This is a genomic window from Pseudarcicella hirudinis, from assembly GCF_900115665.1.
In the GTDB taxonomy this organism is placed as follows: Bacteria; Bacteroidota; Bacteroidia; order Cytophagales; family Spirosomataceae; genus Pseudarcicella; species Pseudarcicella hirudinis.
This window is the reverse complement of sequence record NZ_FOXH01000004.1, coordinates 398278-425179: the sequence shown is the minus strand read 5'-3', so window position 1 is coordinate 425179 and position 26902 is coordinate 398278. Positions and strand designations below refer to the sequence as shown.

Annotated in this window: 26 protein-coding genes; 20 read left to right on the top strand and 6 right to left on the bottom strand. The window is 38.8% G+C overall.

The window, feature by feature from the left end:
- Positions 1-6 precede the first annotated feature (6 nt).
- From ureE to BM179_RS09930, 5 genes are read left to right on the top strand one after another with little or no spacing between them, the layout of a single operon-like run.
- The gene (gene ureE, locus BM179_RS09950; RefSeq protein WP_092016076.1) at positions 7-510 is read left to right on the top strand and encodes an urease accessory protein UreE; all 504 of its coding nucleotides are present in this window, start codon (positions 7-9) and stop codon (positions 508-510) included.
- On the top strand, positions 503-1189 hold the full coding sequence (locus BM179_RS09945) for an urease accessory protein UreF (RefSeq protein ID WP_092016073.1): 687 nt from the start codon (positions 503-505) through the stop codon (positions 1187-1189). Before ureE ends, BM179_RS09945 begins: the two co-directional genes overlap by 8 nt.
- A complete protein-coding gene (gene ureG, locus BM179_RS09940) occupies positions 1155-1877 on the top strand; it encodes an urease accessory protein UreG (RefSeq protein ID WP_310586935.1) in 723 nt (240 codons plus the stop codon). Before BM179_RS09945 ends, ureG begins: the two co-directional genes overlap by 35 nt.
- Positions 1874-2683 (top strand): urease accessory protein UreD, encoded by an 810-nt coding sequence (locus tag BM179_RS09935; RefSeq protein WP_092016071.1) that lies wholly within the window; start codon positions 1874-1876, stop codon positions 2681-2683. Before ureG ends, BM179_RS09935 begins: the two co-directional genes overlap by 4 nt.
- Positions 2673-3374, top strand: a complete 702-nt coding sequence (locus BM179_RS09930; protein ID WP_092016069.1) for a hypothetical protein — start codon at positions 2673-2675, stop codon at positions 3372-3374. The genes BM179_RS09935 and BM179_RS09930 overlap by 11 nt, the downstream gene beginning before the upstream one ends.
- 95 nt (positions 3375-3469) lie before the next feature.
- On the opposite strand, the gene pucL is transcribed toward BM179_RS09930, so the two are convergent.
- Positions 3470-4315 (bottom strand): factor-independent urate hydroxylase, encoded by an 846-nt coding sequence (gene pucL, locus BM179_RS09925; protein ID WP_092016066.1) that lies wholly within the window; start codon positions 4313-4315, stop codon positions 3470-3472.
- A 178-nt stretch (positions 4316-4493) separates the two neighbouring features.
- On the opposite strand from pucL, the gene allB reads away from it, so the two are divergent.
- From allB to BM179_RS09895, 6 genes are all read left to right on the top strand, one after another.
- On the top strand, positions 4494-5825 hold the full coding sequence (gene allB, locus BM179_RS09920; RefSeq protein ID WP_092016064.1) for an allantoinase AllB: 1332 nt from the start codon (positions 4494-4496) through the stop codon (positions 5823-5825).
- A gap of 29 nt (positions 5826-5854) precedes the next feature.
- Entirely contained in the window at positions 5855-7099 is a 1245-nt protein-coding gene (locus BM179_RS09915) for an allantoate amidohydrolase (protein WP_092016061.1), read from the top strand.
- A gap of 422 nt (positions 7100-7521) precedes the next feature.
- Complete coding sequence (gene allE / locus BM179_RS09910; RefSeq protein WP_092016058.1) at positions 7522-8268, top strand: (S)-ureidoglycine aminohydrolase; 747 nt, start codon at positions 7522-7524, stop codon at positions 8266-8268.
- A gap of 11 nt (positions 8269-8279) precedes the next feature.
- A complete protein-coding gene (gene uraD / locus BM179_RS09905; RefSeq protein ID WP_092016055.1) occupies positions 8280-8798 on the top strand; it encodes a 2-oxo-4-hydroxy-4-carboxy-5-ureidoimidazoline decarboxylase in 519 nt (172 codons plus the stop codon).
- Positions 8795-9133 (top strand): hydroxyisourate hydrolase, encoded by a 339-nt coding sequence (gene uraH, locus BM179_RS09900; RefSeq protein ID WP_092016051.1) that lies wholly within the window; start codon positions 8795-8797, stop codon positions 9131-9133. The genes uraD and uraH overlap by 4 nt, the downstream gene beginning before the upstream one ends.
- Positions 9134-9479: 346 nt before the next feature.
- Entirely contained in the window at positions 9480-13406 is a 3927-nt protein-coding gene (locus BM179_RS09895; protein ID WP_092016046.1) for a PAS domain S-box protein, read from the top strand.
- Positions 13407-13464: 58 nt separating this feature from the next.
- Here the strand turns inward: BM179_RS09895 and BM179_RS09890 are convergent, their stop codons facing one another.
- The gene (locus BM179_RS09890) at positions 13465-13929 is read right to left on the bottom strand and encodes an Mpo1 family 2-hydroxy fatty acid dioxygenase (protein ID WP_092016043.1); all 465 of its coding nucleotides are present in this window, start codon (positions 13927-13929) and stop codon (positions 13465-13467) included.
- 289 nt (positions 13930-14218) lie between these two features.
- Here BM179_RS09890 and BM179_RS09885 point away from each other — a divergent pair, with 289 nt between their 5' ends.
- The 5 genes from BM179_RS09885 to BM179_RS09865 all read left to right on the top strand — a co-directional run bounded on the left by BM179_RS09885 (position 14219) and on the right by BM179_RS09865 (position 18558).
- Entirely contained in the window at positions 14219-14965 is a 747-nt protein-coding gene (locus tag BM179_RS09885; protein WP_092016039.1) for an ABC transporter ATP-binding protein, read from the top strand.
- Between the two features lie 159 nt (positions 14966-15124).
- Positions 15125-16045: an ABC transporter ATP-binding protein gene (locus BM179_RS09880; RefSeq protein WP_092016036.1), complete on the top strand. Its 921-nt coding sequence runs from the start codon at positions 15125-15127 to the stop codon at positions 16043-16045.
- Between the two features lie 30 nt (positions 16046-16075).
- On the top strand, positions 16076-17401 hold the full coding sequence (locus BM179_RS09875; RefSeq protein WP_092016034.1) for an ABC transporter permease: 1326 nt from the start codon (positions 16076-16078) through the stop codon (positions 17399-17401).
- Between the two features lie 50 nt (positions 17402-17451).
- Positions 17452-18030: a Crp/Fnr family transcriptional regulator gene (locus tag BM179_RS09870; RefSeq protein WP_092016031.1), complete on the top strand. Its 579-nt coding sequence runs from the start codon at positions 17452-17454 to the stop codon at positions 18028-18030.
- Positions 18031-18120: 90 nt separating this feature from the next.
- Positions 18121-18558 (top strand): carboxymuconolactone decarboxylase family protein, encoded by a 438-nt coding sequence (locus BM179_RS09865; protein ID WP_092016213.1) that lies wholly within the window; start codon positions 18121-18123, stop codon positions 18556-18558.
- Between the two features lie 77 nt (positions 18559-18635).
- Here the strand turns inward: BM179_RS09865 and BM179_RS09860 are convergent, their stop codons facing one another.
- Both BM179_RS09860 and BM179_RS09855 read right to left on the bottom strand, forming a co-directional pair.
- On the bottom strand, positions 18636-19442 hold the full coding sequence (locus BM179_RS09860; protein WP_092016028.1) for an alpha/beta fold hydrolase: 807 nt from the start codon (positions 19440-19442) through the stop codon (positions 18636-18638).
- A 9-nt stretch (positions 19443-19451) separates the two neighbouring features.
- Positions 19452-19802 (bottom strand): Spx/MgsR family RNA polymerase-binding regulatory protein, encoded by a 351-nt coding sequence (locus BM179_RS09855; protein WP_092016025.1) that lies wholly within the window; start codon positions 19800-19802, stop codon positions 19452-19454.
- A 261-nt stretch (positions 19803-20063) separates the two neighbouring features.
- On the opposite strand from BM179_RS09855, the gene BM179_RS09850 reads away from it, so the two are divergent.
- Together BM179_RS09850 and fumC are read left to right on the top strand one after the other, a co-directional pair.
- Positions 20064-21857, top strand: a complete 1794-nt coding sequence (locus BM179_RS09850; RefSeq protein WP_092016022.1) for a hypothetical protein — start codon at positions 20064-20066, stop codon at positions 21855-21857.
- Between the two features lie 157 nt (positions 21858-22014).
- The gene (gene fumC, locus BM179_RS09845) at positions 22015-23418 is read left to right on the top strand and encodes a class II fumarate hydratase (protein ID WP_092016019.1); all 1404 of its coding nucleotides are present in this window, start codon (positions 22015-22017) and stop codon (positions 23416-23418) included.
- Positions 23419-23478: 60 nt separating this feature from the next.
- Here fumC and BM179_RS09840 read toward each other — a convergent pair whose 3' ends face one another.
- The gene (locus BM179_RS09840; protein ID WP_092016017.1) at positions 23479-24414 is read right to left on the bottom strand and encodes an AraC family transcriptional regulator; all 936 of its coding nucleotides are present in this window, start codon (positions 24412-24414) and stop codon (positions 23479-23481) included.
- Positions 24415-24642: 228 nt separating this feature from the next.
- Between BM179_RS09840 and BM179_RS09835 the strand changes: the two genes are divergently transcribed.
- Both BM179_RS09835 and BM179_RS09830 read left to right on the top strand, forming a co-directional pair.
- Complete coding sequence (locus BM179_RS09835) at positions 24643-26148, top strand: aldehyde dehydrogenase family protein (RefSeq protein ID WP_092016014.1); 1506 nt, start codon at positions 24643-24645, stop codon at positions 26146-26148.
- An 11-nt stretch (positions 26149-26159) separates the two neighbouring features.
- Positions 26160-26543 (top strand): DUF779 domain-containing protein, encoded by a 384-nt coding sequence (locus BM179_RS09830; protein WP_092016012.1) that lies wholly within the window; start codon positions 26160-26162, stop codon positions 26541-26543.
- Between the two features lie 82 nt (positions 26544-26625).
- Here BM179_RS09830 and BM179_RS09825 read toward each other — a convergent pair whose 3' ends face one another.
- Positions 26626-26880 carry a VF530 family protein gene (locus BM179_RS09825; RefSeq protein ID WP_092016009.1) on the bottom strand — a complete coding sequence of 85 codons (255 nt, stop codon included), beginning with the start codon at positions 26878-26880 and terminating at the stop codon, positions 26626-26628.
- Positions 26881-26902: the final 22 nt, after the last annotated feature.

Here is a 26902-nt window from a genome sequence, read left to right as displayed (position 1 = left end):
TGTCTTATGCTTATTCAACAAAAAGCCGGAAATATCAGGGATTCTGACCTCCGAAAAGCGATCGACTGGCTCCAACTGGAATGGTATGAAACGAATAAGCGGATTTTGAGGAAGAAAACCAGAAATGGCCGGGAAATTTCCCTGAAATTTCTGCGTGAAAATCCGGAACTTACTTTCGGAGACATTCTTTTCGAAGATGAAAATACAATCATTGCCGTTGAAGTCCTGCCCTGCGAATGCCTGGTAATTGAAGTGAAAAATATGTTTGAAACGGCCTCGGTTTGTTATGAAATCGGGAACAAGCACCTACCCTTATTTTTTGAGGACGGAAAACTGCTTGTCCCATTTGAGATGCCATTATTCAGATTACTTTCAGCGCAGGGTTATACTGTTTTTAAGGATGACCGCAAACTTTTAAATGCGCTTAAAACAACTGTATCTCCTCATGGAAATAATGAGAGTGCAAGCCTGTTTTCCAGAATTATGCAATTAACATCCTCCAATGAATAATGCCTTGCTGAGATTATTACATCTGACTGATCCTACTTTGCCAATCGGAGGTTTTGCCCATTCTTCCGGATTGGAAACCTATGTGCAGGCAGGCGTGGTGCATGACCAGCAGACGGCATCTGATTTTGTCAGACAGATGCTTGATAAAAATTTGCAATATACTGATGCGGCCTTTGTTTCGCTGGCTTTTGATGCAATGGAAACACAAAATTATGAATCTGTTTTATCGCTTGACAGCATATGTAATGCGGTAAAACTTCCCAAAGAAATCCGACAGGCAAGCCAGAAATTATGCCTCCGTTTACTGAAAATTTTCCAGCCATTGCTGAAAGATGAAATGATAGACTTTTATGCTTCTGCCATAAGAAAAAAAGAGGCTTACGGACATTATTGCATTGCTTTTGGTCTGATTGCCAGATCACTTGGGATTCCTAAAAATGAAGTGCTGATTGGTTTTTACTACAATGCGGCAATAGGCTTTGTGACAAACTGTGTAAAACTGATTCCTTTAGGACAGCAGCAAGGCCAGGAACTGATTTTTTCCCTACAAAATCTCATTGAAGAACTGGCAGAGAAGAGTCTGAACCCTGATCCGGAAATGACAGGAGCCTGCTGTCCGGGTTTTGATATTCGCAGTATGCAGCATGAAAGACTTTATTCCCGTTTGTATATGTCCTGATAAAGATATTTCAGGGAATTTCTCAGAAAAATGGCTTAAAATGAACCCTATGCAGGAAAGAAATTATATTAAAATCGGTGTAGCAGGCCCGGTTGGTTCCGGAAAAACGGCTTTGATCGAACGCCTCAGCAGGGTGATGGTACAAAAATATAGTATCGGGGTGATTACCAACGATATTTATACCAAAGAAGATGCTGAATTTCTGACGAAAAACAGCATGCTTCCGCAGGAAAGAATTATTGGTGTGGAAACTGGAGGTTGTCCGCATACTGCCATTCGTGAAGATGCCAGTATGAATCTGGAAGCGGTGGAGGAAATGGCAAACCGTTTCCCGGAGATAGAAATCATTTTTATCGAAAGCGGAGGTGATAACCTCTCAGCAACTTTTAGTCCTGATCTGGCAGATTTGACCATTTTTGTGATAGATGTGGCAGAAGGGGATAAAATCCCGAGAAAAGGCGGTCCGGGCATTACAAGAAGCGATTTGCTTATTATCAACAAGATAGACCTGGCACCATATGTACATGCGGACCTGGAGGTAATGGAATACGATGCCCGTAAAATGCGTAAAGGAAATCCCTTTGTTTTTACGAATCTGATGAGCCTGGAAGGGTTGGATCTGGTAATTGCCTGGATCAGAAAATATGCTTTACTGGAAGAAGTTATGGAACCACAATTATGGCGATGATTGCAAAACTATCTGTAAAAACCGCTTTAAGGGAAGGTAAAACGTATTTGAAAGAAAGCTATTTCAGCCCTCCTTTTAAAATCGCCGATATTACCGAAGATAAACAGGCCGGACCATTGCATCTGATGCTGATGAGTTCTTCTCCCGGTGTTCTGGATGGCGATGAGTTGCAAATACAGCTGGAATTGTCTGAAAAAACAACGTTATTCCTTCATACCCAATCATATCAGCGGGTTTTTACGATGAACAACGGCGCTTGTCAGACTATGAAGGTTTTTATGGAATCAGGTGCTTCGCTGACTTATTTGCCCAGCCCGGTTGTTCCGTATGAAAATGCCATTTTTGTGGCCGGAAACCAGATTTATCTCAGGAAGAACTGCCATTTGGTCTGGGGGGAAATTCTTACCTGCGGAAGAAAACTTAACGGAGAAATCTTTCGCTTTTCAAAATACCGGAATGTCACTGAAATATTTCTGAATGGACAGCTGATTATTCGGGAGAATCTGCTTTTACAGCCCAGACTTATTGATCCTTCCGGAATGGGACAAATGGAAGGTTTTACTCATCAGGCAAGTTTGATAATGCTTGATGAAAAGCTTAACACAGCATTGTTAACGGAACAGATTGTGGCCTTTCTTTCATCGTTCCATGACCTTATTTTTGGGGTGACAGAGGCGCATGAAAATGGAATTATGCTTAGAATTTTAGGAAATAAAGCAGAGCAGCTGCACGATTGTCTGAAAAAAATTGCCGGATGGCATAGTTTACCTGAGTTGAATTTAAAGCAAAATGCCGATGCCAGCTGAATTTGAAATTCTGATTATTGCAGCCATCTCCATTGCTTGTTTGCATACGCTTACCGGGCCAGACCATTATTTGCCTTTTATTGCCCTTTCCAGATCGAGAGGCTGGAATTTTGGTAAAACACTTGGCTGGACAATCGCTTGTGGTTGCGGACATGTATGGAGTTCGGTGCTGCTGGGACTCGGCGGGGCTGCAATTGGCTGGTCTGTACATAAAATCTCCTGGATGGAGGGGCTGAGAGGAGGTATTGCCGGATGGACTTTCCTGATTTTTGGCCTTTTTTATGGCATCTGGGGTTTGTACAGAGCCTTTACAAATACATCGCACAAACATTTTGATACTTATGAAAATGGAGAAATGTATGTATTTGAGCATAGTCACGGAGAAGTGGTCCGAAGTAGTGAAAGACATAAAGTAACACCCTGGGTAATGTTTATCATCTTTCTTTTAGGTCCCTGCGAACCGATGATTCCGTTGTTGTTTGTTCCGGCTGTAAAAAACTCCTGGAATGATATGGCGATACTCATTGCAGTTTATACATTTTTCACCTTGCTTACTATGATTCTCATGGTAGTCTTAGGGTATTTTGGACTGGCTTTGCTAAAAACGGAGAAGCTTGAAAGGTTTATGCATGCGCTGGGAGGACTTACCTTATTTATCTGCGGAGCCGGAATGACTTTTATGGATTGGTAGGAGAAATTCAGAGTGATGTTTCCGGTAAAAAACAATTGAAACTATCTGATTTTAAAATAGCTTCAATTGTCTGAAAATTCATATTATTCTGAAATTTAATCTCTTATTACGGTTCCCGTGATGTATCCGTATGGTTCATCGGTAGCGATAAAGATTTCATTCCGATTCGGGATACCGAATTGTTCCAGGTTGAAAAGAATATGATGTTTATTCGGCATTTTCAGACTGATTTCTTTTACAGTTTCATAGTTTTCCAGGACCTTTTCTCCCATTTCAAATAGGGTTTGCTGTACACAAAGACTTTTATGATCAGCAAAAGTTTTCAGGAGTAAATTGCGGATTTGATCATACTGTTCCGTAAAGTTCAGATTGTCAGATGAATACTCCCAGGATGCTTCACATTCAGTTGCAAATATTCTGTCGTCAGCTTCTTTTAAAGTAGTGTATTCATCTTTGATATAATTTGTAAAAGAGGAATCCGTTGTTTTGAGAATCAGTAAATCCTTGATGCCTGAAGTGATGTAAATGCCGTCTGCATTCTGCTGAACAATGGTGGTATGTTTTTCATTTCCTCCGTTGACAAATGAATGGGTATGCGGATTTCCTTCAAAATTCATTCTTTTCCAGCAGAACTCAGCAATCTCAATTTTCACCTCCGAAACCTGCGGATTTTTACTGAAAAAGTGTTTGGATAAATGAATGCCAAATTCCTCAATTGATCCGGTAAAATACTCTTTAGCCAGTGCATAAACCGTATTTTTCTGGGTATCTGTAGGCAGAATTCTGGAATTGTCGCCAAAGGTATGAGCCGTTTCGAAGTCACCTTCAAGAGAAACATTTACCGAAATCTGTCTGAATTCATGACAATCATCATGTCTGATTATTTTTGATAAGTTTATAGCATTCTTGCCATAAGCATTCTTCCCCAGTTTAATAGCCATAAGTTTTAGAATTGGTAATTTAACAATTGCGATATTCAATATATGAATTATTTTTCTATTTTTACTGATAGGAAAGGCATTTTAAACCGTAAAGCGTTTCGGACAATTCACTGGCTTTAAGCCTGAAACAGAACCGGACCATTTCCCGTTTTTCGGAATTTCATCAACACTTTTGTATATGTTCGATATAGCTTTCAGAGGAAACAGGGTACTTACGCCCGAAGGATTGAAAAGTGCTGTGGTTTTGGTAAAAAATGGAATTATCGAAGAGGTTTTGCCATACAATGCTGAAATAAATGCGCAAACGATAACAGAACTCGGAGAAAGTGTTTTAATGGCTGGTCTGATTGACCCTCATGTGCATATCAATGAACCGGGGAGAACAAACTGGGAAGGCTTTGACACAGCTACCAAAGCGGCTCTTGCAGGCGGATTAACAACGTTGATTGACATGCCGCTTAATTCTTCTCCCGTAACGACAAATGTTGCTTCATTGGAAGCAAAACGCATGGCCACGCAAAATCAGCTTCATACCAATTGTGGTTTTTGGGGAGGGCTTGTTCCGGGAAATACGGCTGATATAGAAGGGCTTATTGAGAATGGAGTTATAGGTTTTAAAGCTTTTCTGACGCATTCCGGAATAGATGAATTTCCGAATGTGACAGAAGAAGATTTACGAAAAGCAATGCCTGTTATCGCACGGCATCAATTACCCTTGCTGGTACATTGTGAGCTAAGCACAGAAAATAATTACCCGCCTGAAAGTCATCCGGAATCTTATTCAGCTTATTTGGCTTCTCGTCCTAAAGAATGGGAAGACAAAGCCATTGAGCTGATGATAAGATTATGTGAGGAGTTTGGTTGTCGTACGCATATTGTCCATTTGTCATCCTCCAACTCTGTTGAGCCGATTAAAAAGGCAAAAGAGAAAGGGTTGCCTCTGACGGTTGAAACGGCTCAGCATTATCTGTATTTTAAGGCAGAAAATATCCCGGATAGAGGAACGCAATATAAATGTGCACCACCAATCAGAGAAAAAAGCAATAATGACCAATTATGGCAGGCCCTGAAAGACGGCATTATTGATTTTGTAGCAACAGATCATTCTCCGGCACCACCGGAATTGAAGTTATTGGAAGAGGGTAATTTCAAAAAGGCCTGGGGAGGAATTTCATCTATACAATTTGCTTTGCCAATTTTGTGGACTGCCGCCAGAGACAGAGGTTTTCAGCTTACAGATATAGCGGATTGGCTTTCAGAAAAACCTGCTAAACTAATCGGAAAGGCAGATTCTTTGGGGAAAATTCAAAAAGGCTATACGGCTGATTTGCTGGTCTGGAATCCTGAAAAGGATTTTGAGGTAACAGAAACCCTCATTCTCCATAAGCATAAAATAACCCCATATCTTCATGAAAAGCTCTACGGTCTGGTTGAGCAAACTTATCTGAAAGGGAAAAAAGTATTTGAAAACGGGAATATTGTGTCACTGAATTCCGGAGAAATAGTGTGATTTTTGAAGACTATTCCTGTCAAAACCAAATGAATAAAGATTTGCAAAGAGCTGAAAAAGTCATGAACCGGATTAACCGGCTGGCCTCAGTAAGTGAGGAGCCGGGTGTCATTACCAGAACTTTTGGTACCAAAGCTTTTTTGGAAGGGAGAGCCTTAGTGAAAACCTGGATGAATGAAGCCGGTTTGGAAACCAATGTTGATCAGATTGGAAATGTCAGGGGAAAACTTCGTTCAGATAATCCTGAAGCCAGAACTTTTGTAATTGCTTCACACATTGATACCGTTGTAAATGCTGGAAAGTTTGATGGACCTTTAGGTGTTTTGATGGGTTTAGACTTACTCGAACAGCTGATCCTTCATAAAGTACAGCTCCCTTTTCACATAGAACTTATTGCTTTTAGTGATGAGGAAGGAGTGCGTTTTCATACTACTTTTCTTGGCAGTAAGGCTGTAACGGGGGCTTTTGATTATTTGCTTTTAGAAAAAAAAGATGAAAAAGGCATTGCTTTAAAGGAAGTAATATATGAAATGGGAGGAGATGCCGGAAAGATAGCGGAAGATATGATTCCGGTGGAAAACTGGCTTGGGTATTTTGAAATGCACATAGAGCAGGGACCTGTTCTGTATGAAAGAAATATTCCGGCAGCAATTGTTACCGGAATTGCAGGACAGAAACGCATCGAATTGGGTTTTACGGGTTTCGCCGGGCATGCCGGAACAGTTCCAATGAATATGCGGAAAGATGCCCTTTGCAATGCAGCAGAGGTGGTTCTGGCTATTGAAAAATATGCTTTGGAAAACGGCGCAGAAATTGTGGCTACAGTAGGAAAGCTTCAGGTTGTCAATGCTGCTTCCAATGTAATTCCGGGAGAAGTAATTTGCAGTCTGGATTTGCGAAGTGCAGATAATGAGAAGCTTGAGCAGGCTTATGATGAGCTCAAAAGTATTTGCGAAACCATTTCAGCTAAAAGAAAAATAGCTATGAGCTGGCAGCTTATTCAGGAAACAGCTCCGGTAATCTGTGATACAGGAATGAACGAATTGCTGGAATCTGCCATCAGAGATGCCGGCTATGAAGTGATAAAATTAGTTAGCGGAGCTGGTCATGATGCAGTTCCTGTTTCTTTGGTAGCTCCGGTAACAATGCTGTTTATCAGGTGTTTTCAGGGAATCAGCCATAATCCTCTGGAAAATGTAGCAATGGAAGACCTGGCCTCAGCCATAGAAATATCAGATCGTTTTATAAAAAGTTTACTGAATCAGCATCCATAATATTTTAGTACTTTACCTTCAATCCAATATTATTATGTGGTTACAATAATTCTATGTTATCTATGTTGCTATGTGGTTGCAATAATTCCATGTTATCTATGTTGCTATGTAGTTGTAAAGATTCTATGTTAACTATGTTGCTATGTGGTTACAAAGATTCTATGTTAACTATGTTGCTATGTGGTTACAAAGATTCTATGTTATCTATGTTACTATGTGGTTACAAGAATTCTATGTTATCTATGTTACTATGTGGTTACAATAATTCTATGTTATCTATGTTGCTATATGGTTGTAAAGATTCTATGTTAACTATGTTACTATGTGGTTGTAAAGATTCTATGTTAACTATGTTACTATGTGGTTGTAAAGATTCTATGTTAACTATGTTACTATGTGGTTACAAATTAATACCTTGATCTATGGAAATTTCGGCACTAACAAGAAGCGTTGTCAAAAATAATCATGCTGTAATAGCACCTGATGGGTATATTAACAGCTGTGTTCCGGGCTGGACAAACTGTACAGTCAATGTAATCATCAATGAAGCGATGGGGGCGAATCTTTGTCAGACATTGATAACTGCACAAAAGGATTCCACACTAAAAGGAAAAACCAAAGAATCTCAGATTTTTTTCTACCTTATTTCCGGAAATGCAAAAGTACATATCAGCGGAGAAGGCAAGAAACTTTCAAAAGGACAGTTTGTCTATGTCCCGATTGGAAAAGAATATGTTTTTGAAGAAATTTCTGAAGGAACAAAAATACTGACTTTCCATAAAGTGTATGAAGCCCTTGAGGGTTATGATATTCCGGAGGTAATTTTCGGAGATGCAAAAGATTTCCCGGCACCTGCCTATCTGGGAGATGAGGCTTTACGGTTGCAGGTACTTTTACCGGACCACTTATCTTTCGATATGGCAGTAAATATCTTCACATATGACAGCGGCGGACATCTGCCATTGGTAGAAACTCATATCATGGAACACGGATTAATGTATTTGCAGGGACAAGGGGTGTATATGCTTGACCATCAGTGGTATCCGATTAAAGAAGGAGATTCGATCTGGATGGCACCTTATTGCCAGCAGTGGTTTACTGCGATGGGTAAAGAACCTGCGGTGTACATTTATTACAAAAATGTGAACCGTTTCCCTACCAGAATCTAACATTGGAAAGTATGACAATTGAGGAACTGAAAAAACTGGATCAGGTTCAGTTAAAGGAAGCATTAGCTAAATGCTGTGGTTCAGAAACATGGCAGGATAAAATGCTTGATGTTTTAAAGAAGGATGGCAAAAACATCAATTCTTTAGAAGATTTATGGAATATTGCCGGGCAAAACTGGTTCAATTGCACCGAAAAAGACTGGCTGGAAGCCTTTACCCATCATCCTAAAATCGGAGATATTGATGCTTTGAAAAAGAAGTTTGTTTCAACAGCCGGGTGGGCCTCGGGAGAACAGAAAGGTACCTCTGATGCTTCTCAGGAAGTACTTGAATCTCTTGCTGAAGGTAATGAGGAATATGAAAAGAAATTCGGATATATTTTTATTGTTTGTGCTACGGGTAAAACTGCCCCCGAAATGTTAAAATTACTTCAGGATCGTTTACCAAATGACCCTGCCACGGAAATTGGAATAGCCATGGCAGAACAAAATAAAATCACAAAACTACGTTTAGAAAAACTATTACAATGAGTCAGTTGACAACCCACATCTTAGATACAACTCTTGGCAAACCCGCAAAAGGAGTAGTAATTATCCTGTTTGAAAAGACTAACGGAACCTGGAATGAACTCGTACGGGGAGAGACCAATAATGACGGAAGAATTCCCGATTTGCTTTCAAACAAAATAACACTGCCACTGGGCTATTACAAAATGAAGTTTGAAACAAAAGCGTATTTCAACCAATTGTCAATAGAGGCTTTTTATCCCTGGGTAGAAGTAATCTTTGAAATTACCACAGAAGAACATTATCATATCCCGCTTCTTTTGAGTCCGTTCGGATATTCAACATACAGAGGTTCCTGAAGAGAAATCATGGATTTTTAATATTTTTGAAAGGCTGGAGAAATCGTAAAGAGATTTCCGGCCTTTTTATCTGATATCAGACTTAACAGACAGGTTTTAATACGAAGTTTTTAATGAACACATGATAAATCCTTGAATATTCTTAAATTTAAGGTATATGGCTGATTACAGTATATATTGCCATTAGAATCAATAAAGATACCACCCGATTTTCTTTGAACAGGGTTGGGTATTTAGCTGGTTTTATGGTACATTTTTTGTTAAGTATTAAACTTTAAGCAGTTCTTTGTTAAATTGTACTTATAAAAGTACGTCTGGAGACCGCCATTCTAGAAAACAGAATTCGATGAACATATTTCCTATTCCTGATAATGAAAAAGCGCGATTAAAAGCGCTGAAAAACTATCAGATACTTGATACCACATCAGAAAAAGAATTTAACAGGCTTGCAGAACTTGCCATGCTGGCATGTGACGTACCTGTTGCACTAATATCTTTCATCGATGAAAAACGCCAATGGTTCAAATCAAAAATTGGCATAAACCTGAGAGAAATTCCCAAAGAAATATCAATTTGCCGGATACCGCTTAGCTCTCAGGCTTTTTATGAAATAGAAGACCTTAGCCTGGATCCAGATTTCGGGGATAACCGAATCTTTCCTGAAAATACCCCGATTCTTCATTATGCCGCATGCCCGCTCATTGATCCGGATGGTTTTGCTCTGGGGACAATCAGTGTTTTAGATTACAAGCCCGGAAAACTTTCCGGATCACAGAAAACGTCTTTGAGTTTACTCGCCGAAGAAGTGGTTTTCTTATTGACCGAAAGGAAAAAGAGACAGGAATCCAATTATTTTACCAGAATCCTTCAATCTTCCAAAGACTTAATCTGTGTGGTTAATCCTGCTGGTTATTTAAAGAAACTGAATATTGCCTTTACTGAAATTTTTGGTTGGGACGAAGAATTTCTGTTAAATACTTCTTTTTTTGACCTGATTCATCCTGATGATATTGAAAAAACAAAGAAAGGAATTTCCGATCTGCAGCAGGGAACCGGAACATTTGGTTTTACCAATAGAATCAAGTCGAAAAACGGGGAATACAAAACATTGGCCTGGTTAGGAACCCCTGATTTCCATACCGGTAATCTTTATGTGCTGGGCCGGGATGTTTCTGAAGAAACCAAAAGATCCCTGATGTTGCAGCATAGTGAAAGCAGATTCAGGTCCTTTTTTGAAAGCTCTCAGGGACTAATGTGTACGCATGACTTTGAAGGAAAACTCTTGTCTGTAAATCTTGCCGGAGCAGGTATCCTCGGATACACGCCCGAAGAATTGATCGGGAAAAGACTGCATGATATCATGGATGTTAAACATCATGGCATTATTGATCATTACCTGGTAGAAATACTGCATAATGGTAAGTCAAATGGTGTGATGCATACGCTTCACAAAAATGGAACGACAAGAATCTGGCTTTTCAATAATGTGCTGGAAAAAAGTCCGGATGGAGAGGAATATGTGATTGGAAATGCATTGGATATTACCGCAAGGCATTATCTGGAAGCAGACCTGAAAAAGACCAAAGAAATTCTTGAACAAACCAATCAGGTGGCGAGAGTAGGAGGCTGGGAAGTTAACATGAGTAAGCAAAAGCTTTTCTGGTCAAACGTTTCCAAAGAAATTCATGAAGTACCCGCTGATTACGAACCGGACGTAAATACCGCTATCAATTTTTATAAAGAGGAGTACAGAGATAAAGTATATCAATCAGCACGTGAGGCCATTACAGAAGGGAAAAGCTGGGATCTTGAAGTACAGATTCTTACCGGAACCGGCCGGGAGAGATGGGTTAGAACTATGGGAAATGCAGATTTTGATAACGGAATTTGCAAAAGACTCTATGGGACTTTCCAGGACATTGATGAAATAAAAATGGCCGAACTGGCGCTTATTACTGAAAAAGCAAGGTTATTGGCTTTTGTAGAGCATGCTCCGGCTGCGGTGGCAATGTTTGATTGTGATATTAAATATGTGGCTGTAAGTAACCGCTGGCTGGAGGAATATCATCTGACCGGAAGAAATTTACTTGGATTGAGCCATTATGATGTTTTTCCGAATATTTCAGACGAATGGAAGACCATTCACCAGAATTGTTTGAATGGCGCTGTTGAAAAATGTGAAGAAGAATCATGGCGTCCGGAGGGTTGGAGCCACGATCAGTATCTCCGATGGGAAGTTCGCCCCTGGTATAATCTGGATGGCTCCGTTGGCGGAATTATGATGCTTACACAGGACGTGACAGATCTGAGTCTGAAAAAAGAAGAATTAAGAAAGTCTAAAATTCTGGCCGAACAGGCAAGTATTGCCAAATCTGAATTTCTGGCCAATATGAGTCATGAAATCAGAACACCTCTGAACGGAGTGATTGGGTTTACCGATTTGGTGCTGAAAACAAATCTGAATGAAACCCAGCAGCAATATCTTTCTATCGTCAATCAGTCAGCCAATGCCTTGCTGAATATCATCAATGATATTCTCGACTTTTCTAAAATTGAAGCAGGAAAGCTTGAACTGGATATTGATAAATGTGACCTCTATGAAATGGGGTATCAGGCAGCGGATATTATTACTTTTCAGGCACAAACCAAAGGACTGGAAGTATTACTGAATATTTCCAACGATTTACCAAGATTCATTTGGGTAGATTCTATCAGAATTAAGCAAATTCTGATCAATTTGCTGGGAAATGCCGTGAAATTCACTGAAAAAGGTGAAATAGAACTCAAAATCGAACAATTGTCTCATGATGAAGGAGACAGAAAAACAATTCGTTTTGAAGTAAGAGATACCGGAATCGGAATAAAACCTGAGAAAAGAAGTAAAATCTTTGAAGAGTTTCTGCAGGAGGATAGCTCGACTACCAAGAAATATGGAGGTACCGGATTGGGACTTACCATTTCTAATCGTCTGCTTGAACTCATGGGCAGTAAACTGGAACTCAGAAGTACTGTCGGCGTAGGAAGTACTTTCTATTTTGACCTTATTCTGGATACAGAAAGAGGCGAGCCTGTAATCTGGGAGAATTTTGATGTAATCAAGAATGTGCTGATTGTGGATGATAATGACAACAACAGGTTGATTGTCAAACAGATGTTGTTGCTGAAAAATATTCACTCGGTGGAAGCTAAAAATGGATTTGAAGCTTTACAGCTGTTAAACGAAAGGGATGATTTTGATCTGATTATGATGGATTATCATATGCCTTATATGGATGGCATTGAAACGATTCGTAAAATCAGAGAGAATTTCGGGGATTCGATGGAAAAACAGCCTGTCATTTTACTGCATAGCTCTTCTGACGATGAAGCTTTAATTAAAGCCTGCGAAGATCTGAAAGTAAATCAGCGAATTGTCAAACCGATTAAAATACATGATCTGTTTGATACTTTGTCTCATTTATTTATCAAAGAGATAACGGTAGTTAAAACACCTGATTTTACGGATAATCATCAGAATACTAAAGAATTACGGATTCTGATTGCAGAGGATAACCCTGTCAATAAATTATTTGCCAAAACGCTGGTTCACAGAATTGCACCAAATGCGATAATTGTTGAAGCAAATAATGGAAAAGAGGCCTTAAAACAATGTCAGACAGAACTCCCCGATCTTGTATTGATGGATATTCAGATGCCTGAAATGAATGGTTATGAGGCAACGCTCAAAATCCGGGAACTTAACGGTGGAACACAGGTGCCGATTATTGCACTTACCGCCGGAAACCTGAAAGGCGAACGGGAAAAATGCCTTGCTATCGGTATGGATGATTTTATGGCTAAACCTTTCGTAGAAGGAGCAATGGTTAATATTTTTAACAAATGGCTCAGTTCTTCAAAAGACCTCAAGCCAGTTCCTGTTATCATTTCACCCAAAGAATCGGAAGATTATTTTGACGTTGAATTTCTGAAATCTATGGTTGGTGACGACCTGGAAACAATCAGAGAAATTATGAAAATTGCAGTAGAGGAATTAGATAAATCTGATAAGTCTATTCAGGAAAGTATCCGGTCTCAGAACCTGATTGCTTTAAAAGCTGCCGGACACAGACTTAAAGGAACGAGTCTTTCTTCCGGACTCAAAACCATAACCAATTTTGCTCATAAATTTGAGACACTTTTAACTTTTGATGAAGAGAATTTGAAAAAACTATATCTTGATTTTAGGAAAGAGCTGGATCTGGTACTGCCAATTATTAAAGAAAGTCTGGATTAGCCCTTAGAAATAATTAGCCAATCTGACAGATTTACACCTGCCGGATTGGCTAATTATTTTAATAGGCAATACCTATTTTTTTATAAATAAAGCTCATAAGCCAGGCAGGTCCGATCATCAGAAACTGGATGTCTTTTAGAAACGATGGCTTTTTGCCTTCTACTTTATGTCCCCAGAATTGTCCGATCCAGGCCAATACGAAAACGATAATACTCACTTTCCATAATGTAAACCCGCTTTCTTCCACTTTCTGGCAGATAAAAAGACAAATCAGGGAAAAAATGAGCATACCCAGTGACAGGGATTTTGAAAGACTGAAATAATAAATGGTAGTTAATGCCAAAAGTACTATTGCTAAGTTCAATGGAATATTTCCGATAACCTGGACAGGAAATTTGATGCCATAGAACAAGCCGACAATAGTCCAGAAAATAGCAGGAACACAAATCCAGTGAACCATCTTGTTGGTTGGATTTTTATGACTTTCACCGTATTCATTCAGCCAGTCGTTAATGCTTCTCATGAGGGATATGTTTTAGTTTGGATTACTTATGGGAAGTTATAAAAAATCTTTGAAAAATAATATAAAAATAGCGATCAACCGACTCTGTACCTGCTGTTTAATGGTTTAAAAAGATGAGGCTGATCCTTCTTTCGGATTTTAGCTCCGGGCATTTGAATCGTTTATACTAATTTTGAAAAATGAACTCTGCCGGCAGAAAAGAGGTTCTGAAACAGGTAGAACTTTACCTGAAACAGGTAGAAAATTTATAAGGCTGTAAAAAACTGCCTCTTTTTCTATAAATTTGAATATGATTGAAATAAAAGATATTCGTAAGGCTTTCGAAGGACGTGATATTCTTCTGGGAATAGACGGTACTTTTCAAAAAGGAGAAACCAGCCTGATCATCGGAGGAAGCGGAACCGGGAAAAGTGTATTACTGAAGTGTATGATCGGTATCATTAAACCTGAAACCGGAAAAATTTTGTATGATGGCCGCGATTTTCATTCTTCGGATGAAGAAACGCGCAAAGCAATCCGAAGAGAAATGGGAGTTCTGTTTCAGGGCGGAGCACTTTTTGATTCCAAAACAGTAGAGGAGAATGTGAGATTTCCGCTTGATATGTTAACTGAAATGACCGAATCTGATAAGCTGGAAAGAGTAAACTTCTGTCTGCAAAGGGTTGGTCTTGAAAACGCCGGGAAACGTATGCCTTCTGAAATATCAGGAGGAATGAAAAAACGGGTAGGTATTGCGAGGGCAATCGTAATGAATCCTAAATACTTATTCTGTGATGAACCCAACTCAGGTCTTGATCCGCTTACTTCGGTAAAAATTGATGACCTGATTAAGGAAATTACAGATGAATATGGCATTACTACCGTTGTGATAACCCACGATATGAACTCTGTAATGGGAATCGGCGAATATATCATGTTCCTTTATAAAGGCCGGAAGCTATGGGAAGGTGATAATACCAATATAACATACTCCAATGTAGAGGAACTTAATGAATTTCTTTTTGCGAATAAACTTTTAAGGGAAATGCGAAAGTAAAGACTCCTTAAAACCGTTTGTATATTTAAAGCAAGCATTCGTCCTAAAAAATGATTTTTTATGATGAATGCTTGCTTTTTTTGTAAGGTTAATTCAAAAGCCTGATTTTGTTTAAGTTTGTATTTTAACCAGACTAAAGAATCATTAAGCCAAAAATCTATGAATATTTTAGAAGTGCAGAATGTTGTGAAACGCTATGCCAACCACACCGCTTTAGATGATGTAAGCCTCGAAGTACCTAAAGGATCTATATTCGGACTGCTTGGTCCGAACGGAGCCGGAAAAACCTCTCTCATCCGTATTATCAATCAGATTACAGCGCCTGATGAAGGCAGGATACTTCTCGATGGCGAATTGCTCAGACAAAAGCATATCGAAGATATCGGCTATCTGCCCGAAGAGCGTGGCCTTTACAAGAAAATGAAAGTCGGTGAGCAGCTGTTATACCTGGCACAACTGAAGGGGATGACAAAAGCAGAAGCTACAGAAAAGCTGAAAGTCTGGTTTATTAAGTTTGATATAAAAGACTGGTGGTATAAAAATGTAGAAGACCTTTCGAAAGGAATGCAGCAAAAAACGCAATTTATTGCCACAATTGTGCATGAGCCTAAACTGATTATTCTGGATGAGCCGTTTTCGGGGTTTGACCCGATTAATGCCAATTTATTAAAAGATGAAATTCTTGAATTAAAGAAAAAGGGTTCTACTATCATTTTCTCGACTCACAGAATGGAATCGGTGGAGGAATTGTGTGATAATATTGCCCTTATCAATAAATCGAAAGTGGTGCTGCGGGGAGAGAAGAAAGAGGTGAAAAACCGATTCAAGGATAATTCTTATACGGTAGATTATATCGGGGATTTTCAAAGTAATTCGAATGATTTTCAGATCATAGAGACAAAAAACCTCGAAGACGGATTAAAAAGAAGTCATATCAGATTATCTCCGGAATATTCAGTGAACAACCTGATCAGTAACCTGATCAGTCAGGTAGAACTGAAAGCCTTCAGCGAAAATATCCCGTCTTTCAATGAAATCTTCATTAATGTGGTCGGGGGAGAAGCGAATGAAATATTATAAGGTCATACAGAATTATCAAATCAAACGATTATGAATAAGATTTTACTGATTATCCAGCGTGAATATATCACCAGAGTAAAGAAAAAATCCTTTTGGATTGCTACCATTCTTGCTCCTATTTTGATTACAGCTATATATGCCATTCCGGCTCTTTTGTTTCTAAACAACACTAATACCAAAACTGTCGAAGTTATCGATGAAAGCGGATTATTCACCAACAAATTCAAAGATGAAAAAGGAGTAAGTTTTAAATTCAGTAGGCAACCGCTTGAGAAAGCTAAGAAAGAGTTCCTGAACAGCAAGTTTGATGCCCTTGTATACATCCCCGGGAATATCGTTGATGATGCAAAGGGAGTCAGGATTTTTGCAGAAAAAAACGTCAACCTGAGCCTTCAGGGAAATATAGAAGGAACAATTCAATCAGAATTGAGAAATATTAAACTTACCAGAGCCGGGATTGATGTAAAAGTGATTGAGGATAATAAAATTGATGTAAGTGCCAATACATTCAGTTTAAGTGAAGACGGCGGAGAAAAGAGCAGCAGTGCGGGAGGAACGATGATTCTGGGGGCGGTCCTGGGCTTTATACTTTACATTACGGTGTTTTTGTATGGTTCTCAGGTTATGAATGGTGTAATTGAGGAAAAGAGTAACCGGATTATTGAATTGATGATTTCTTCGGTAAAACCTTATCAATTGATGATGGGTAAAATCGTCGGAATCGGAATGGTGGGAATGACTCAGTTTCTGCTCTGGATTGTACTGACTTTTTCTATTTCTACTGTAACCTCCGGTGTAATCGCTTCAAGGTTTGAAAATCAGCTGAAAAAAGAGATTAAAATCGGAGCGACCAAAGAAGAAATAAAAAAGACTGAAACAGAAATAAAGTCGCAGAACCCAATGGCTATTGTTGACAAAGTTTTTGCTACTACTTCGATTCCTAAACTCATTTTGTGTTTCCTGTTTTTTTACCTCGGAGGATATTTGCTGTATAGCTCTCTGTTTGCGGCCGTTGGGTCGGCAGTGGAGAATTCTACCGAAGCACAGCAGTTTATGTTTCCCGTAACAATACCCATTATTATTTCCTTTTTTCTGGCACAATATTCAATTCAGGAACCTGACAGCCAGACGGCTTTCTGGGCTTCAATTATACCATTTACCTCCCCGATTAATATGATGGTGAGGCTCCCGTTCGGAGTCCCTGCCTGGGAATTACTCCTTTCAATGGTATTACTGGTACTGGGTTTTATGGGAACAACCTGGCTTGCCGGAAGAATTTACCGCATTGGTATTTTGATGTACGGCAAAAAAATGACCTGGAAAGAAGTTTCGAAATGGGTATTTTATAAAGGATAAACATTTACAGGTTTCCGAAAGTATTTAAAACAGATAAACAGATTTTTAAAATGAAGTATGCCGGATTTTTGCTGCATTTGAAGAAGTTTATTGAGTTGGACGAAGAGGAGGAAAACATATTAATTGCTGCATTTCATTATCAGGAAATTCGAAAAAAAGAACACGTTTTGCAGGAAGGGCAGGTGTGTACTTCGTATTACTTCATTTTAAAAGGATGTTTCCGTAGTTATTTTATCAATGAAAATGCCAACGAGCAGGTTGTGCAGTTTGGTATCGAAAACTGGTGGATTACTGATTACGATAGCCTGCTGAGTCAAAGGCCAAGTTTCTTTTCCATTCAGGCGATTGAAGCTTCGGAAGTAGTCAGAATTGACAAGAAAGTAATGGATGAATTATTTCTGAAAATTCCCAGACTGGAAAGGTATTTCAGAATAGTGCTTCAAAGAACTTATGCCGCTTCTCAAATGAGAATCAGGTACCTGTACGGAATGACAGCCGAGGAACGTTATGAACATTTTCACAGCCTGTTTCCGGAATTTGTTCAGAGAGTTCCGCTTTATATGTTAGCTTCCTATCTTGGTTTCAGTCCTGAATTCCTCAGTAGAATAAGAGCCAGGAAAAATGTTTAAGAGTATTCTTGATCTGGTTCAATTTCTTTCATTTTATTCTTTCGCAATTTTGTTTCATCAAATTAAATGATTCAAAACACTGCATTAAAAATGGAAAGAATTAAAATAAATCAGGTAGAGCCGGAGGCTTATAAAGCAATGATTGCTTTTGATAAATATTTAGGAACAACCGGCCTTAATCCCCTTCACAAGGAATTAATCAAAATCAGATCTTCACAGCTGAACGGATGTGCCTATTGTATCGACATGCATACAAGAGATGCCCGTTCTTTGGGAGAAACAGAACAAAGAATATATGCTTTATCTGCCTGGAGGGACACACCGTTTTTTTCAGTGGAAGAAAGAGCTATTCTGGCATTGACGGAGGAAGTAACTTTGATTACCCAAAAAGTTTCAGATGAAACCTATGCAGAAGCCGTAAGGGTATTGGGTGAAAAATATGTTGCTCAGGTAATAATGGCAATAATTATTATTAATTCATGGAACAGAATCGGAGTAGCAACTCATCTGATGCCAGCATTGAGATAATTTTTGAGATACTTTAACTTTATCATTCGGAAGTTCAATGGGGTAAAGATCCTTAAGATTTACTTACCCCATTTGAATTACTGGTTTTTCTTCAGAAAACCGGCAATGGCTTCAGCGAATTCTGTGGATCTGGAAGCATTGTCATGATTTCCTTCTACAGTTTGAAAGGAAGCATTACTGAATATTTTTGCTAAATCTGTGGCTTTTCCATTATCTTCATCATCTTTTCCTGCTATTACCAAAACCGGAATCTTAACTTTTGCCAGATCCGCCCTGCTTGTACTGGGCTGATATTTTTGCAAAAGCCCAAGTACAATAGTATCGGCTCCGATTGATTTGGCATACTTTACTGCGCCGGCAGTCTGAGGATGCTTGTGAGCCTGACCTGAAAAAGCTTCTTCAAACATTTTCCTTCTTGGCCAGTCAGGATTAGTGAAATCCGTTCCCATTCCACCTAAAACTGTAGCATGAACATTTTTGTCCATAGTCATAAGTTTTGCTCCTATAATTGAGCCCCTTGAATAACCCACCACATCATATTTTTTGAAACCCAGGTATTTCATCAAACCTATGATATCTTTAACCTCTGCAAAATTACTATACGAACCCTCATCATGCGGTTTATCCGAAAGCCCGTTTCCTCTTAAATCAATCAGAATAACTTTAAAGCCTGATTTTACTAATTCTGCCGGTAAAGCACCTCTTTTCCAACCGGAACTGTTTCCGATAAATCCATGAAGCAGGATGACAGGAGCGCCTTCGCCCTGTACTTCGTAATGAATCATGGTTCCATCAAATGACTTAAATAACGGAGCCCGGGAATCCTGCGCTTTACAAACAATTGAAAGGAAGAAAGAAAGAATTACAAAGAGGTTTAGTTTCATCAGTTTAGGTTATGATTTGAAAATGTTTTCATATTCAGCCGCATTAAAACCAAGGGCTACAATCTTATCGCTTTCAATAATTGGTCTTTTAATAGCAGAGGTTTTTTCAAGCATTACCGGGATAGCAGTTTCGCCATCAACAACACTGTTTTTTACTTCATCCGGAAGCTTTTTCCAGGTGGTTCCTGCCCGGTTAAGTAGCTTTTCAAATGGCTGCTGACTTAGCCATTCTTCTACTTTTTGCTGAGAAATACCTAGCTTTTTGTAATCGTGAAATTCGAATTCAACCTCGTGATCTTTGAGCCAGGTAATCGCTTTTTTTACCGTATCACAATTGGTTATACCATATACTTTATACATGCCGGAATATTTTTTTTCTACAAATCTATTAATAATTAGTATAATATTAAGTTTGCGGATTTATTCATCGCTTAATATTATACCATAAACTAAATAATGTGTTGTTTTTTACTGTTTTAGACTATTAATTGGTTACTTCGTAGCATTGTTTATCCCTTGGTGATTCGGATAGAAGGTTAAACCATCTGATTTTAAATCATCCAAAAAGAACCAAATTCCGGTTTTCAACTTCTGTGTCCTTCAACCTGACGATTTTTGCTTATGGGTAAAATTTACAAGATATTTCTTTATGGGTCAATTGGCATCGTAATCTTTTTATTTTACAGATTTGTTCTTACGCATGCGATAAATGTACCTTATCTTGATGATTTCAAGACCATAAATACCATTGTCAGAATACAGGATAATCCTCAGGATTGGTGGAGTATTTTATCTGAAGATTTTAATGGACATCGTTTTACAGAAATCAGGGCAATTCTGTTTCTGGATTACTGGCTGGAAGGTCAGGTGAATCTGATAACCCTATGTTTTTTCGGATCATTATTTATGTTAGGTTTTTGGACGATTATTGCCAGAATCTTAAAGGATAATCAGGTTCCGCTATTTTATCTGCTGCCGTTTACGCTGATTCTGTTTCAGCCGATATATCATCGCAATCTTTTCTGGACGCTTAGCTGTCTGCAGTATCTGCAGTCAATATTTTTTACCATTGCCGCATATTATCTGCTCAGCAAAAAAACACTTCCGGCTTTTATTGCCGCTATTATTTTAGGAGCCATTCATACCAATATAAACGGCAATGCTGTTTACGTATATTTTTTAGGGGGAATCATTCTTTTATTTCAGAAACAATATCTTCGGGCGGCTGTTTATTATGTTACGGCTGCTGTACTCGCTGGCTTATTCTACAGAGGAATGCCTACCGTTGTTGGACTGGCAGGATATTCTCTGCATGATCTGATCATTTCAAATCCTTTAAACCTGGCTGGGACGCTCACCGGATTCATAGGTAGTGCTATATACCAGTTTAGCGGGGGAAACAGGTACATTGTAATAACAGGCGTTCTTTTGATCCTCATCATGAGTACTATTGCTTTGGGATATGGTGTGGTAGTTTTGAAACGGATGATTGGTTCCAAAGTAAAACTGAGCGAAAACATTGAAAACTCTCTCAATAAGCTGGATAAAGTTTATGAAAATAAAAGCGCTATAGTCCTGATGGCCTGTTCATTACTGATGACTGCTGTAGGGGTAACCATTTCAAGAGGGGTTTATTTTACAGGTGTGATGGTAGTGGAAAGATATTTGATTTATTCAGTAGTTTGTATTGCTACAGGATATCTGTTGCTGGTCTTATTTACAAAAGAGAACGTAAGAAAGACTATTGGTATCATCGCACTTCCATTGAGTCTGATCTTTTGCTGGCATTCATATTATACAGCCTTACCACAGGTTCTCAATTTTCAACTGGCACATGAGGCTGATATTTATGACCTGAAATTTCACCGTACCACTAATACAAAGATGTTTACTTTTGAGCCGACAACGCTGGGCTTGTTTGAAAAAACATTGAAAAGAGGTATTTATAAATTTCCTTCAAGCAGATTTGATACCCTGGAAAATAAATTATCAAAAACAGTTGATGTAAATACCCTTTTAGATTCTTCTCTTCAATTTACCATAGAAAGAGACACCATACCTGCCTATGGCGGGGTAAGAGTAATTCATATAAGGAATACGAAACTTAATGTTTCCGAAAATAATTGTCAGAACACCTATTTTATGGTATTGAGAAATGAGGATAATAATGATATTTATCTGGTTTATCCTTTTAGAAATACCTTGTCGATGGGTGGATATTTTCGTACCGGAAACAGATTCGATAAAGGTTTTGATGCCTTACTTCATCAGGACAGTATAAAAAGGGGCTTTTACAGAATCGGGTTTCTTATTTTCGAAAATGGTAAAACAAAACTTCAGTATACTGATAAGATAATTGAGGTAGATAACACCAAATTGATAGAATGGATGCAGCAATATGGGTTTTATAAGTGATCACTATTTAATCTATCATTTTTTACCAGAAAAAGACAAAAATCATTCTTTTCATTTCTGATTCTGTCATACCTTTGCAGGCATTATAAGCCGGGGATTCTGATTTTGAGCTTTCTCAGATAACAGACTCTCTGCTAAAATTATCAACTTAAAGCAGATGGAATACAGAATAGAAAAAGACACAATGGGTAAGGTGCAGGTACCTGCCAATGTTTACTGGGGTGCTCAGACCCAACGTTCAATTATGAATTTCCCGATCGCTCAGGACATTAATAAAATGCCTAAGGAGATCATTAAAGCTTTTGCCTATTTGAAAAAAGCGGCTGCTATCACCAATTTTGAAGCAGGTGTACTGGCAGAAGATAAGAAAAATCTGATCGGTCAGGTTTGTGATGAAATACTGGAAGGTAAACTTGACGATCAATTTCCTTTGGTAGTCTGGCAAACAGGCTCAGGAACACAGTCTAATATGAACTGTAATGAGGTTGTAGCTTACCGTGCCCATGTAATAAACGGAGGAAATCTGCTTGATGAGACGAAATATGTTCATCCGAATGATGACGTAAATAAATCCCAGTCTTCAAATGATACTTTCCCGACAGCAATGCACATTGCTGCCTATAAAATTCTGGTGGAGGTAACCATTCCGGGTATCAAAAAGCTTCGCGATACGCTGGCGAAAAAAGCCGTTGATTTTAAGGATGTTGTAAAAATCGGACGTACGCACTTTATGGATGCTACTCCGCTCACACTGGGTCAGGAATTTTCAGGATATGTTTCTCAGCTAGATCATGGTCTTCGAGCTATTGATAATACATTGGCACATCTTTCTGAACTGGCATTAGGAGGTACAGCAGTAGGAACAGGAATAAATACTCCAAAAGGTTATTCTGAAAATGTAGCAAAACACATTGCTGCTTTGACTGGTTTGCCTTTTGTAACGGCGGCGAATAAATTTGAAGCTCTGGCTGCTCATGACGCTATTGTAGAAGCTCACGGAGCATTGAAAACCGTTGCGGTAAGTTTGATGAAAATCGGTAATGATATTCGTATGCTTTCTTCAGGGCCACGTTCTGGAATAGGGGAAATCCATATTCCTGATAACGAACCGGGCTCATCTATCATGCCAGGCAAAGTAAACCCTACTCAATGCGAAGCAATGACGATGGTATCAGCACAGGTGATGGGTAATGATGTAGCTATCAGTATCGGAGGTTCTTTAGGGCATTTTGAACTGAATGTATTTAAACCTGTCATGATTTATAATTTCCTTCATTCTGCCCGCTTGTTAGGAGATGTCTGCGTTGCATTTAATGATAAATGTGCTGAAGGAATAGAGCCATTACGTGAAAATATTAAGAAGCATGTAAATAACTCTTTGATGTTGGTTACTGCATTAAATACAAAAATCGGTTATTATAAAGCCGCTGAAATCGCTCAGACAGCTCATAAGAACGGATCAACCTTAAAAGAAACAGCTATTGCTTTAGGTTATCTGACCGCTGAAGAATTTGATGCCTGGGTAAAACCGGAAGATATGGTCGGAGATATCAATCTGTAATGACAGAACAGATACTAAGATTTCAGGAAAGCCTTTTCTCAATTAAGAGGAAGGGCTTTTTTATGCATTGGTATGTTCCAGAATATTACGTTTGAAGGTATTCGGCGTAATTCCTTCCTGCTTCTTGAAAAGAATAAAGAAGTAATTCAGATTATTAAAACCGGCTTTAAAACAGGCATCGGCAATGCTTTGCCGTGGATCAGCCAGAATTTTCTTGGCAAAATATAAACGTTCCTGATTGATATAATCGATAGGCGTAAGGCCGAACTCTTTCTTAAACTGCCGGAAGAAATTAGGTTTACTCATACAGGCCAGATCAGACAGTTTATCAATACTGAGTTTTTCAGTAAGATGCTCTTTGATGTAATGAATGATATAAGCGAAACGGTTATTCCCCTGATACTTATGATAATTATCAAAAATGAGGCAGCGTGCCTGCGTCTGCATCAGGCGGATAAGTAGTTCATTCAGGGTAAAATCTGCAAAAAGGTCTTTTGCTTTATTATTTTCTCTGGAAACATTCACCAATCGGTCAATTGTACTTGAAATTTCAAGTGAATTTTTGATATGGAAAGTTTCAAGATCAATTTGCCAGACCTCATTTTTCTCCGTTTTAGCAAATTTCTCATTCAGTAAATCAACGGTTTCTTTAATCTTTTCACGATCAATTGCCAAAGCCAGGCACTGGGTTGGATTTTCAAAAGTCGCTTCTGGAAAATCAATCCGCATTTCTTCATTTTCAGGTACAATCACTGATTCTCCCGGGAGGTAATCAAAGCCATTTTCATCGAATAATCTCATCACCTTCTTTCCGCGAAACATCGAAGTAAGTACCAGATTATTAAATTTCAACCGGACATCTTCGCTTTTCTGATGTGTTTCAAAAATATTCAGCTCAAAATTCTCAAGGGTATAAACAGTTCTGTTTTCGACTAAAGTGTTTAATTCTTTAACCGAAAGGAGGGAAGGCGGGTTAAGTTTATACAGTTGATCCATAATAGGAAAAGGCAAAATAATACTTTATAAAACGCAGGATTGAGCGAAGCTGGTATATACTGTTTAAGCTTATTTTATTCTTTGAAAGCCAGGCTTTAATGTTTTTCAGGGAATAAACAGATAATGATACAATTCTCAATGTTGTTGATACAATACTAAATCATTATTAGAATTATTCAAAATAATTTTGGAAAAATTAAACTTTAACTCCAAAACCAAATTTTAGTCATGAATAATTCAGCACAGAAACCAACTTTTAGGGAGCGTTACGAAAATTTTATTGGTGGTAAATGGGTTGCTCCTGTAAAAGGGAAATATTTCGAAAATGTTTCTCCGATTGACGGTAAGGTTTTTACCTATGCGGCGCGTTCCACTCAGGAGGATATAGAATTAGCATTGGATGCAGCCTGGGATGCTTTCCCGAAATGGTCAAAAACTTCAGTAACAGAAAGAAGTAATATTTTGCTGAAAATTGCTGACATCGTTGAAAAGAATCTTTCATATCTGGCAACTGTAGAAACCATAGATAACGGGAAACCAATCAGAGAAACAACCTTCGCTGATTTACCCCTGGTAGTAGATCATTTTCGCTATTTTGCCGGAGTTATCAGAGGGGAGGAGAGTACAATTGCAGAGCTTGATGAGCATACGGTTTCTATGAATATTCATGAACCAATCGGGGTAGTAGGACAAATTATCCCCTGGAACTTTCCTTTGCTGATGGCTACCTGGAAAGTTGCTCCGGCATTGGCCGCAGGTTGTTGCGTGATAGTAAAACCCGCAGAGCAAACGCCGACAAGTATTATGTGCCTGCTGGAGTTGATTCAGGATTTGCTTCCTGCCGGCGTATTAAACGTCGTTACAGGTTTTGGAGTGGAAGCAGGCAAGCCTTTGGCCAGTTCTCCCCGTATTTCGAAAGTTGCATTTACCGGAGAAACAACAACAGGAAGACTTATTATGCAATATGCTTCTGAAAATATCATTCCGGTAACCATGGAATTGGGAGGGAAATCCCCGAATATTTTCTTCCAGAGTGTTATGGATGAAGATGATGACTTTCTGGATAAATGTGTTGAAGGAGCTGTGATGTTTGCGCTTAATCAGGGTGAAATCTGTACTTGCCCATCCAGAATATTGGTACATGAATCAATCGCAGATGCTTTTATTGAAAAGCTGATTGGTCGGATCAACGCCATTAAACAGGGAAATCCGCTTGATATGGAAACGATGATTGGTGCTCAGGCTTCGAATGACCAATATGAAAAGATACTTTCTTATCTGCAGATCGGGAAAGAAGAAGGAGCTGAAGTTTTAACAGGAGGTGCTGCCTGCGGACATTCCGGAGATTTGTCAACAGGTTATTACATCCAGCCGACTCTTTTGAAAGGACATAATAAAATGAGGGTATTTCAGGAGGAAATCTTCGGACCGGTTACTTCACTCACTACCTTCAAAACAGTTGAAGAAGCCATTGAGATTGCCAATGATACGTTGTATGGCTTAGGGGCGGGAGTGTGGACCAGAGATGCACATGAACTTTATACCGTTCCAAGAGCGATTCAGGCAGGCAGGGTTTGGGTGAACTGTTACCATGCTTATCCGGCTCATGCACCATTCGGAGGGTTCAAAAAATCAGGATTTGGTCGTGAAACCCATAAAATGATGTTGGCTCATTATCGTCAGAATAAGAACATGCTTATTTCGTACAGCAAACAGAAATTGGGATTCTTTTAGGGAAAAACGTCATGGAAAAAGTGAAAAGAGTACTGGTTACTCCTGAGGCGATGGAGGTCATTGATGAGCTCAGGGCAGAATATGGCGAAATGATGTTTCACCAGAGCGGGGGATGTTGTGATGGTTCAGCTCCGATGTGTTTTCCGGTAAATGAGTTTAAAATAGGTTCCAATGATGTCTTAATTGGCCGTATTCACGATTGTAATTTTTATATGAGTGCCTTTCAATTTGAATATTGGTATCATACGCAGTTAACAATTGATGTGACAAAGGGGAGAGGAGCCAGTTTTTCTTATGAAATTCCTTTGGGTATGAGGTTTATCGTTAAGTCAAGACTATACACAGATGAAGAACGGGAAAATCTGGAACCCGTACAAATGCAGGACAATAGTTGATTTTGTACCCGGGATCATACGTTAGGAGATATCAGGGTTAGGGAAGAAGTTAAAAGCCAGAGTCATATGACTTTGGCTTTTCTTATTTCTGTCCGGCTTTTTGTAACTTTTCAAAGATTCTTTCCTGTTTTCTCTGGTACAATTCTTCTACTTTGGTTCTGGCCCAGGGAGTTTTTCTGAGAAATTTCAAACTTGACTTAATACTTGGGTCAAAGTTGAAACAACGGATATTAATGAGTTCTCCGAGTCTTTCCCATCCATAAAAATCAACCAGATGATTCAGCATCATCTCTAATTTTATACCATGAAGCGGGTTGTTAGCTTGCTGAGTTTCCATACTGCAAAGGTAATCATTTTGT

What these genes read in the sequence shown, in the direction of transcription:
- ureE (WP_092016076.1), top strand. Translation starts at nt 7, where the DNA reads ATGCTTATTCAACAAAAAGCCGGAAATATCAGGGATTCTGACCTCCGA.
- BM179_RS09945 (WP_092016073.1), top strand. Translation starts at nt 503, where the DNA reads ATGAATAATGCCTTGCTGAGATTATTACATCTGACTGATCCTACTTTG.
- ureG (WP_310586935.1), top strand. Translation starts at nt 1,155, where the DNA reads ATGAAAGACTTTATTCCCGTTTGTATATGTCCTGATAAAGATATTTCA.
- BM179_RS09935 (WP_092016071.1), top strand. Translation starts at nt 1,874, where the DNA reads ATGATTGCAAAACTATCTGTAAAAACCGCTTTAAGGGAAGGTAAAACG.
- BM179_RS09930 (WP_092016069.1), top strand. Translation starts at nt 2,673, where the DNA reads ATGCCAGCTGAATTTGAAATTCTGATTATTGCAGCCATCTCCATTGCT.
- pucL (WP_092016066.1), bottom strand. Translation starts at nt 4,315, where the DNA reads ATGGCTATTAAACTGGGGAAGAATGCTTATGGCAAGAATGCTATAAAC.
- allB (WP_092016064.1), top strand. Translation starts at nt 4,494, where the DNA reads ATGTTCGATATAGCTTTCAGAGGAAACAGGGTACTTACGCCCGAAGGA.
- BM179_RS09915 (WP_092016061.1), top strand. Translation starts at nt 5,855, where the DNA reads ATGAATAAAGATTTGCAAAGAGCTGAAAAAGTCATGAACCGGATTAAC.
- allE (WP_092016058.1), top strand. Translation starts at nt 7,522, where the DNA reads ATGGAAATTTCGGCACTAACAAGAAGCGTTGTCAAAAATAATCATGCT.
- uraD (WP_092016055.1), top strand. Translation starts at nt 8,280, where the DNA reads ATGACAATTGAGGAACTGAAAAAACTGGATCAGGTTCAGTTAAAGGAA.
- uraH (WP_092016051.1), top strand. Translation starts at nt 8,795, where the DNA reads ATGAGTCAGTTGACAACCCACATCTTAGATACAACTCTTGGCAAACCC.
- BM179_RS09895 (WP_092016046.1), top strand. Translation starts at nt 9,480, where the DNA reads ATGAACATATTTCCTATTCCTGATAATGAAAAAGCGCGATTAAAAGCG.
- BM179_RS09890 (WP_092016043.1), bottom strand. Translation starts at nt 13,929, where the DNA reads ATGAGAAGCATTAACGACTGGCTGAATGAATACGGTGAAAGTCATAAA.
- BM179_RS09885 (WP_092016039.1), top strand. Translation starts at nt 14,219, where the DNA reads ATGATTGAAATAAAAGATATTCGTAAGGCTTTCGAAGGACGTGATATT.
- BM179_RS09880 (WP_092016036.1), top strand. Translation starts at nt 15,125, where the DNA reads ATGAATATTTTAGAAGTGCAGAATGTTGTGAAACGCTATGCCAACCAC.
- BM179_RS09875 (WP_092016034.1), top strand. Translation starts at nt 16,076, where the DNA reads ATGAATAAGATTTTACTGATTATCCAGCGTGAATATATCACCAGAGTA.
- BM179_RS09870 (WP_092016031.1), top strand. Translation starts at nt 17,452, where the DNA reads ATGAAGTATGCCGGATTTTTGCTGCATTTGAAGAAGTTTATTGAGTTG.
- BM179_RS09865 (WP_092016213.1), top strand. Translation starts at nt 18,121, where the DNA reads ATGGAAAGAATTAAAATAAATCAGGTAGAGCCGGAGGCTTATAAAGCA.
- BM179_RS09860 (WP_092016028.1), bottom strand. Translation starts at nt 19,442, where the DNA reads ATGAAACTAAACCTCTTTGTAATTCTTTCTTTCTTCCTTTCAATTGTT.
- BM179_RS09855 (WP_092016025.1), bottom strand. Translation starts at nt 19,802, where the DNA reads ATGTATAAAGTATATGGTATAACCAATTGTGATACGGTAAAAAAAGCG.
- BM179_RS09850 (WP_092016022.1), top strand. Translation starts at nt 20,064, where the DNA reads ATGGGTAAAATTTACAAGATATTTCTTTATGGGTCAATTGGCATCGTA.
- fumC (WP_092016019.1), top strand. Translation starts at nt 22,015, where the DNA reads ATGGAATACAGAATAGAAAAAGACACAATGGGTAAGGTGCAGGTACCT.
- BM179_RS09840 (WP_092016017.1), bottom strand. Translation starts at nt 24,414, where the DNA reads ATGGATCAACTGTATAAACTTAACCCGCCTTCCCTCCTTTCGGTTAAA.
- BM179_RS09835 (WP_092016014.1), top strand. Translation starts at nt 24,643, where the DNA reads ATGAATAATTCAGCACAGAAACCAACTTTTAGGGAGCGTTACGAAAAT.
- BM179_RS09830 (WP_092016012.1), top strand. Translation starts at nt 26,160, where the DNA reads ATGGAAAAAGTGAAAAGAGTACTGGTTACTCCTGAGGCGATGGAGGTC.
- BM179_RS09825 (WP_092016009.1), bottom strand. Translation starts at nt 26,880, where the DNA reads ATGGAAACTCAGCAAGCTAACAACCCGCTTCATGGTATAAAATTAGAG.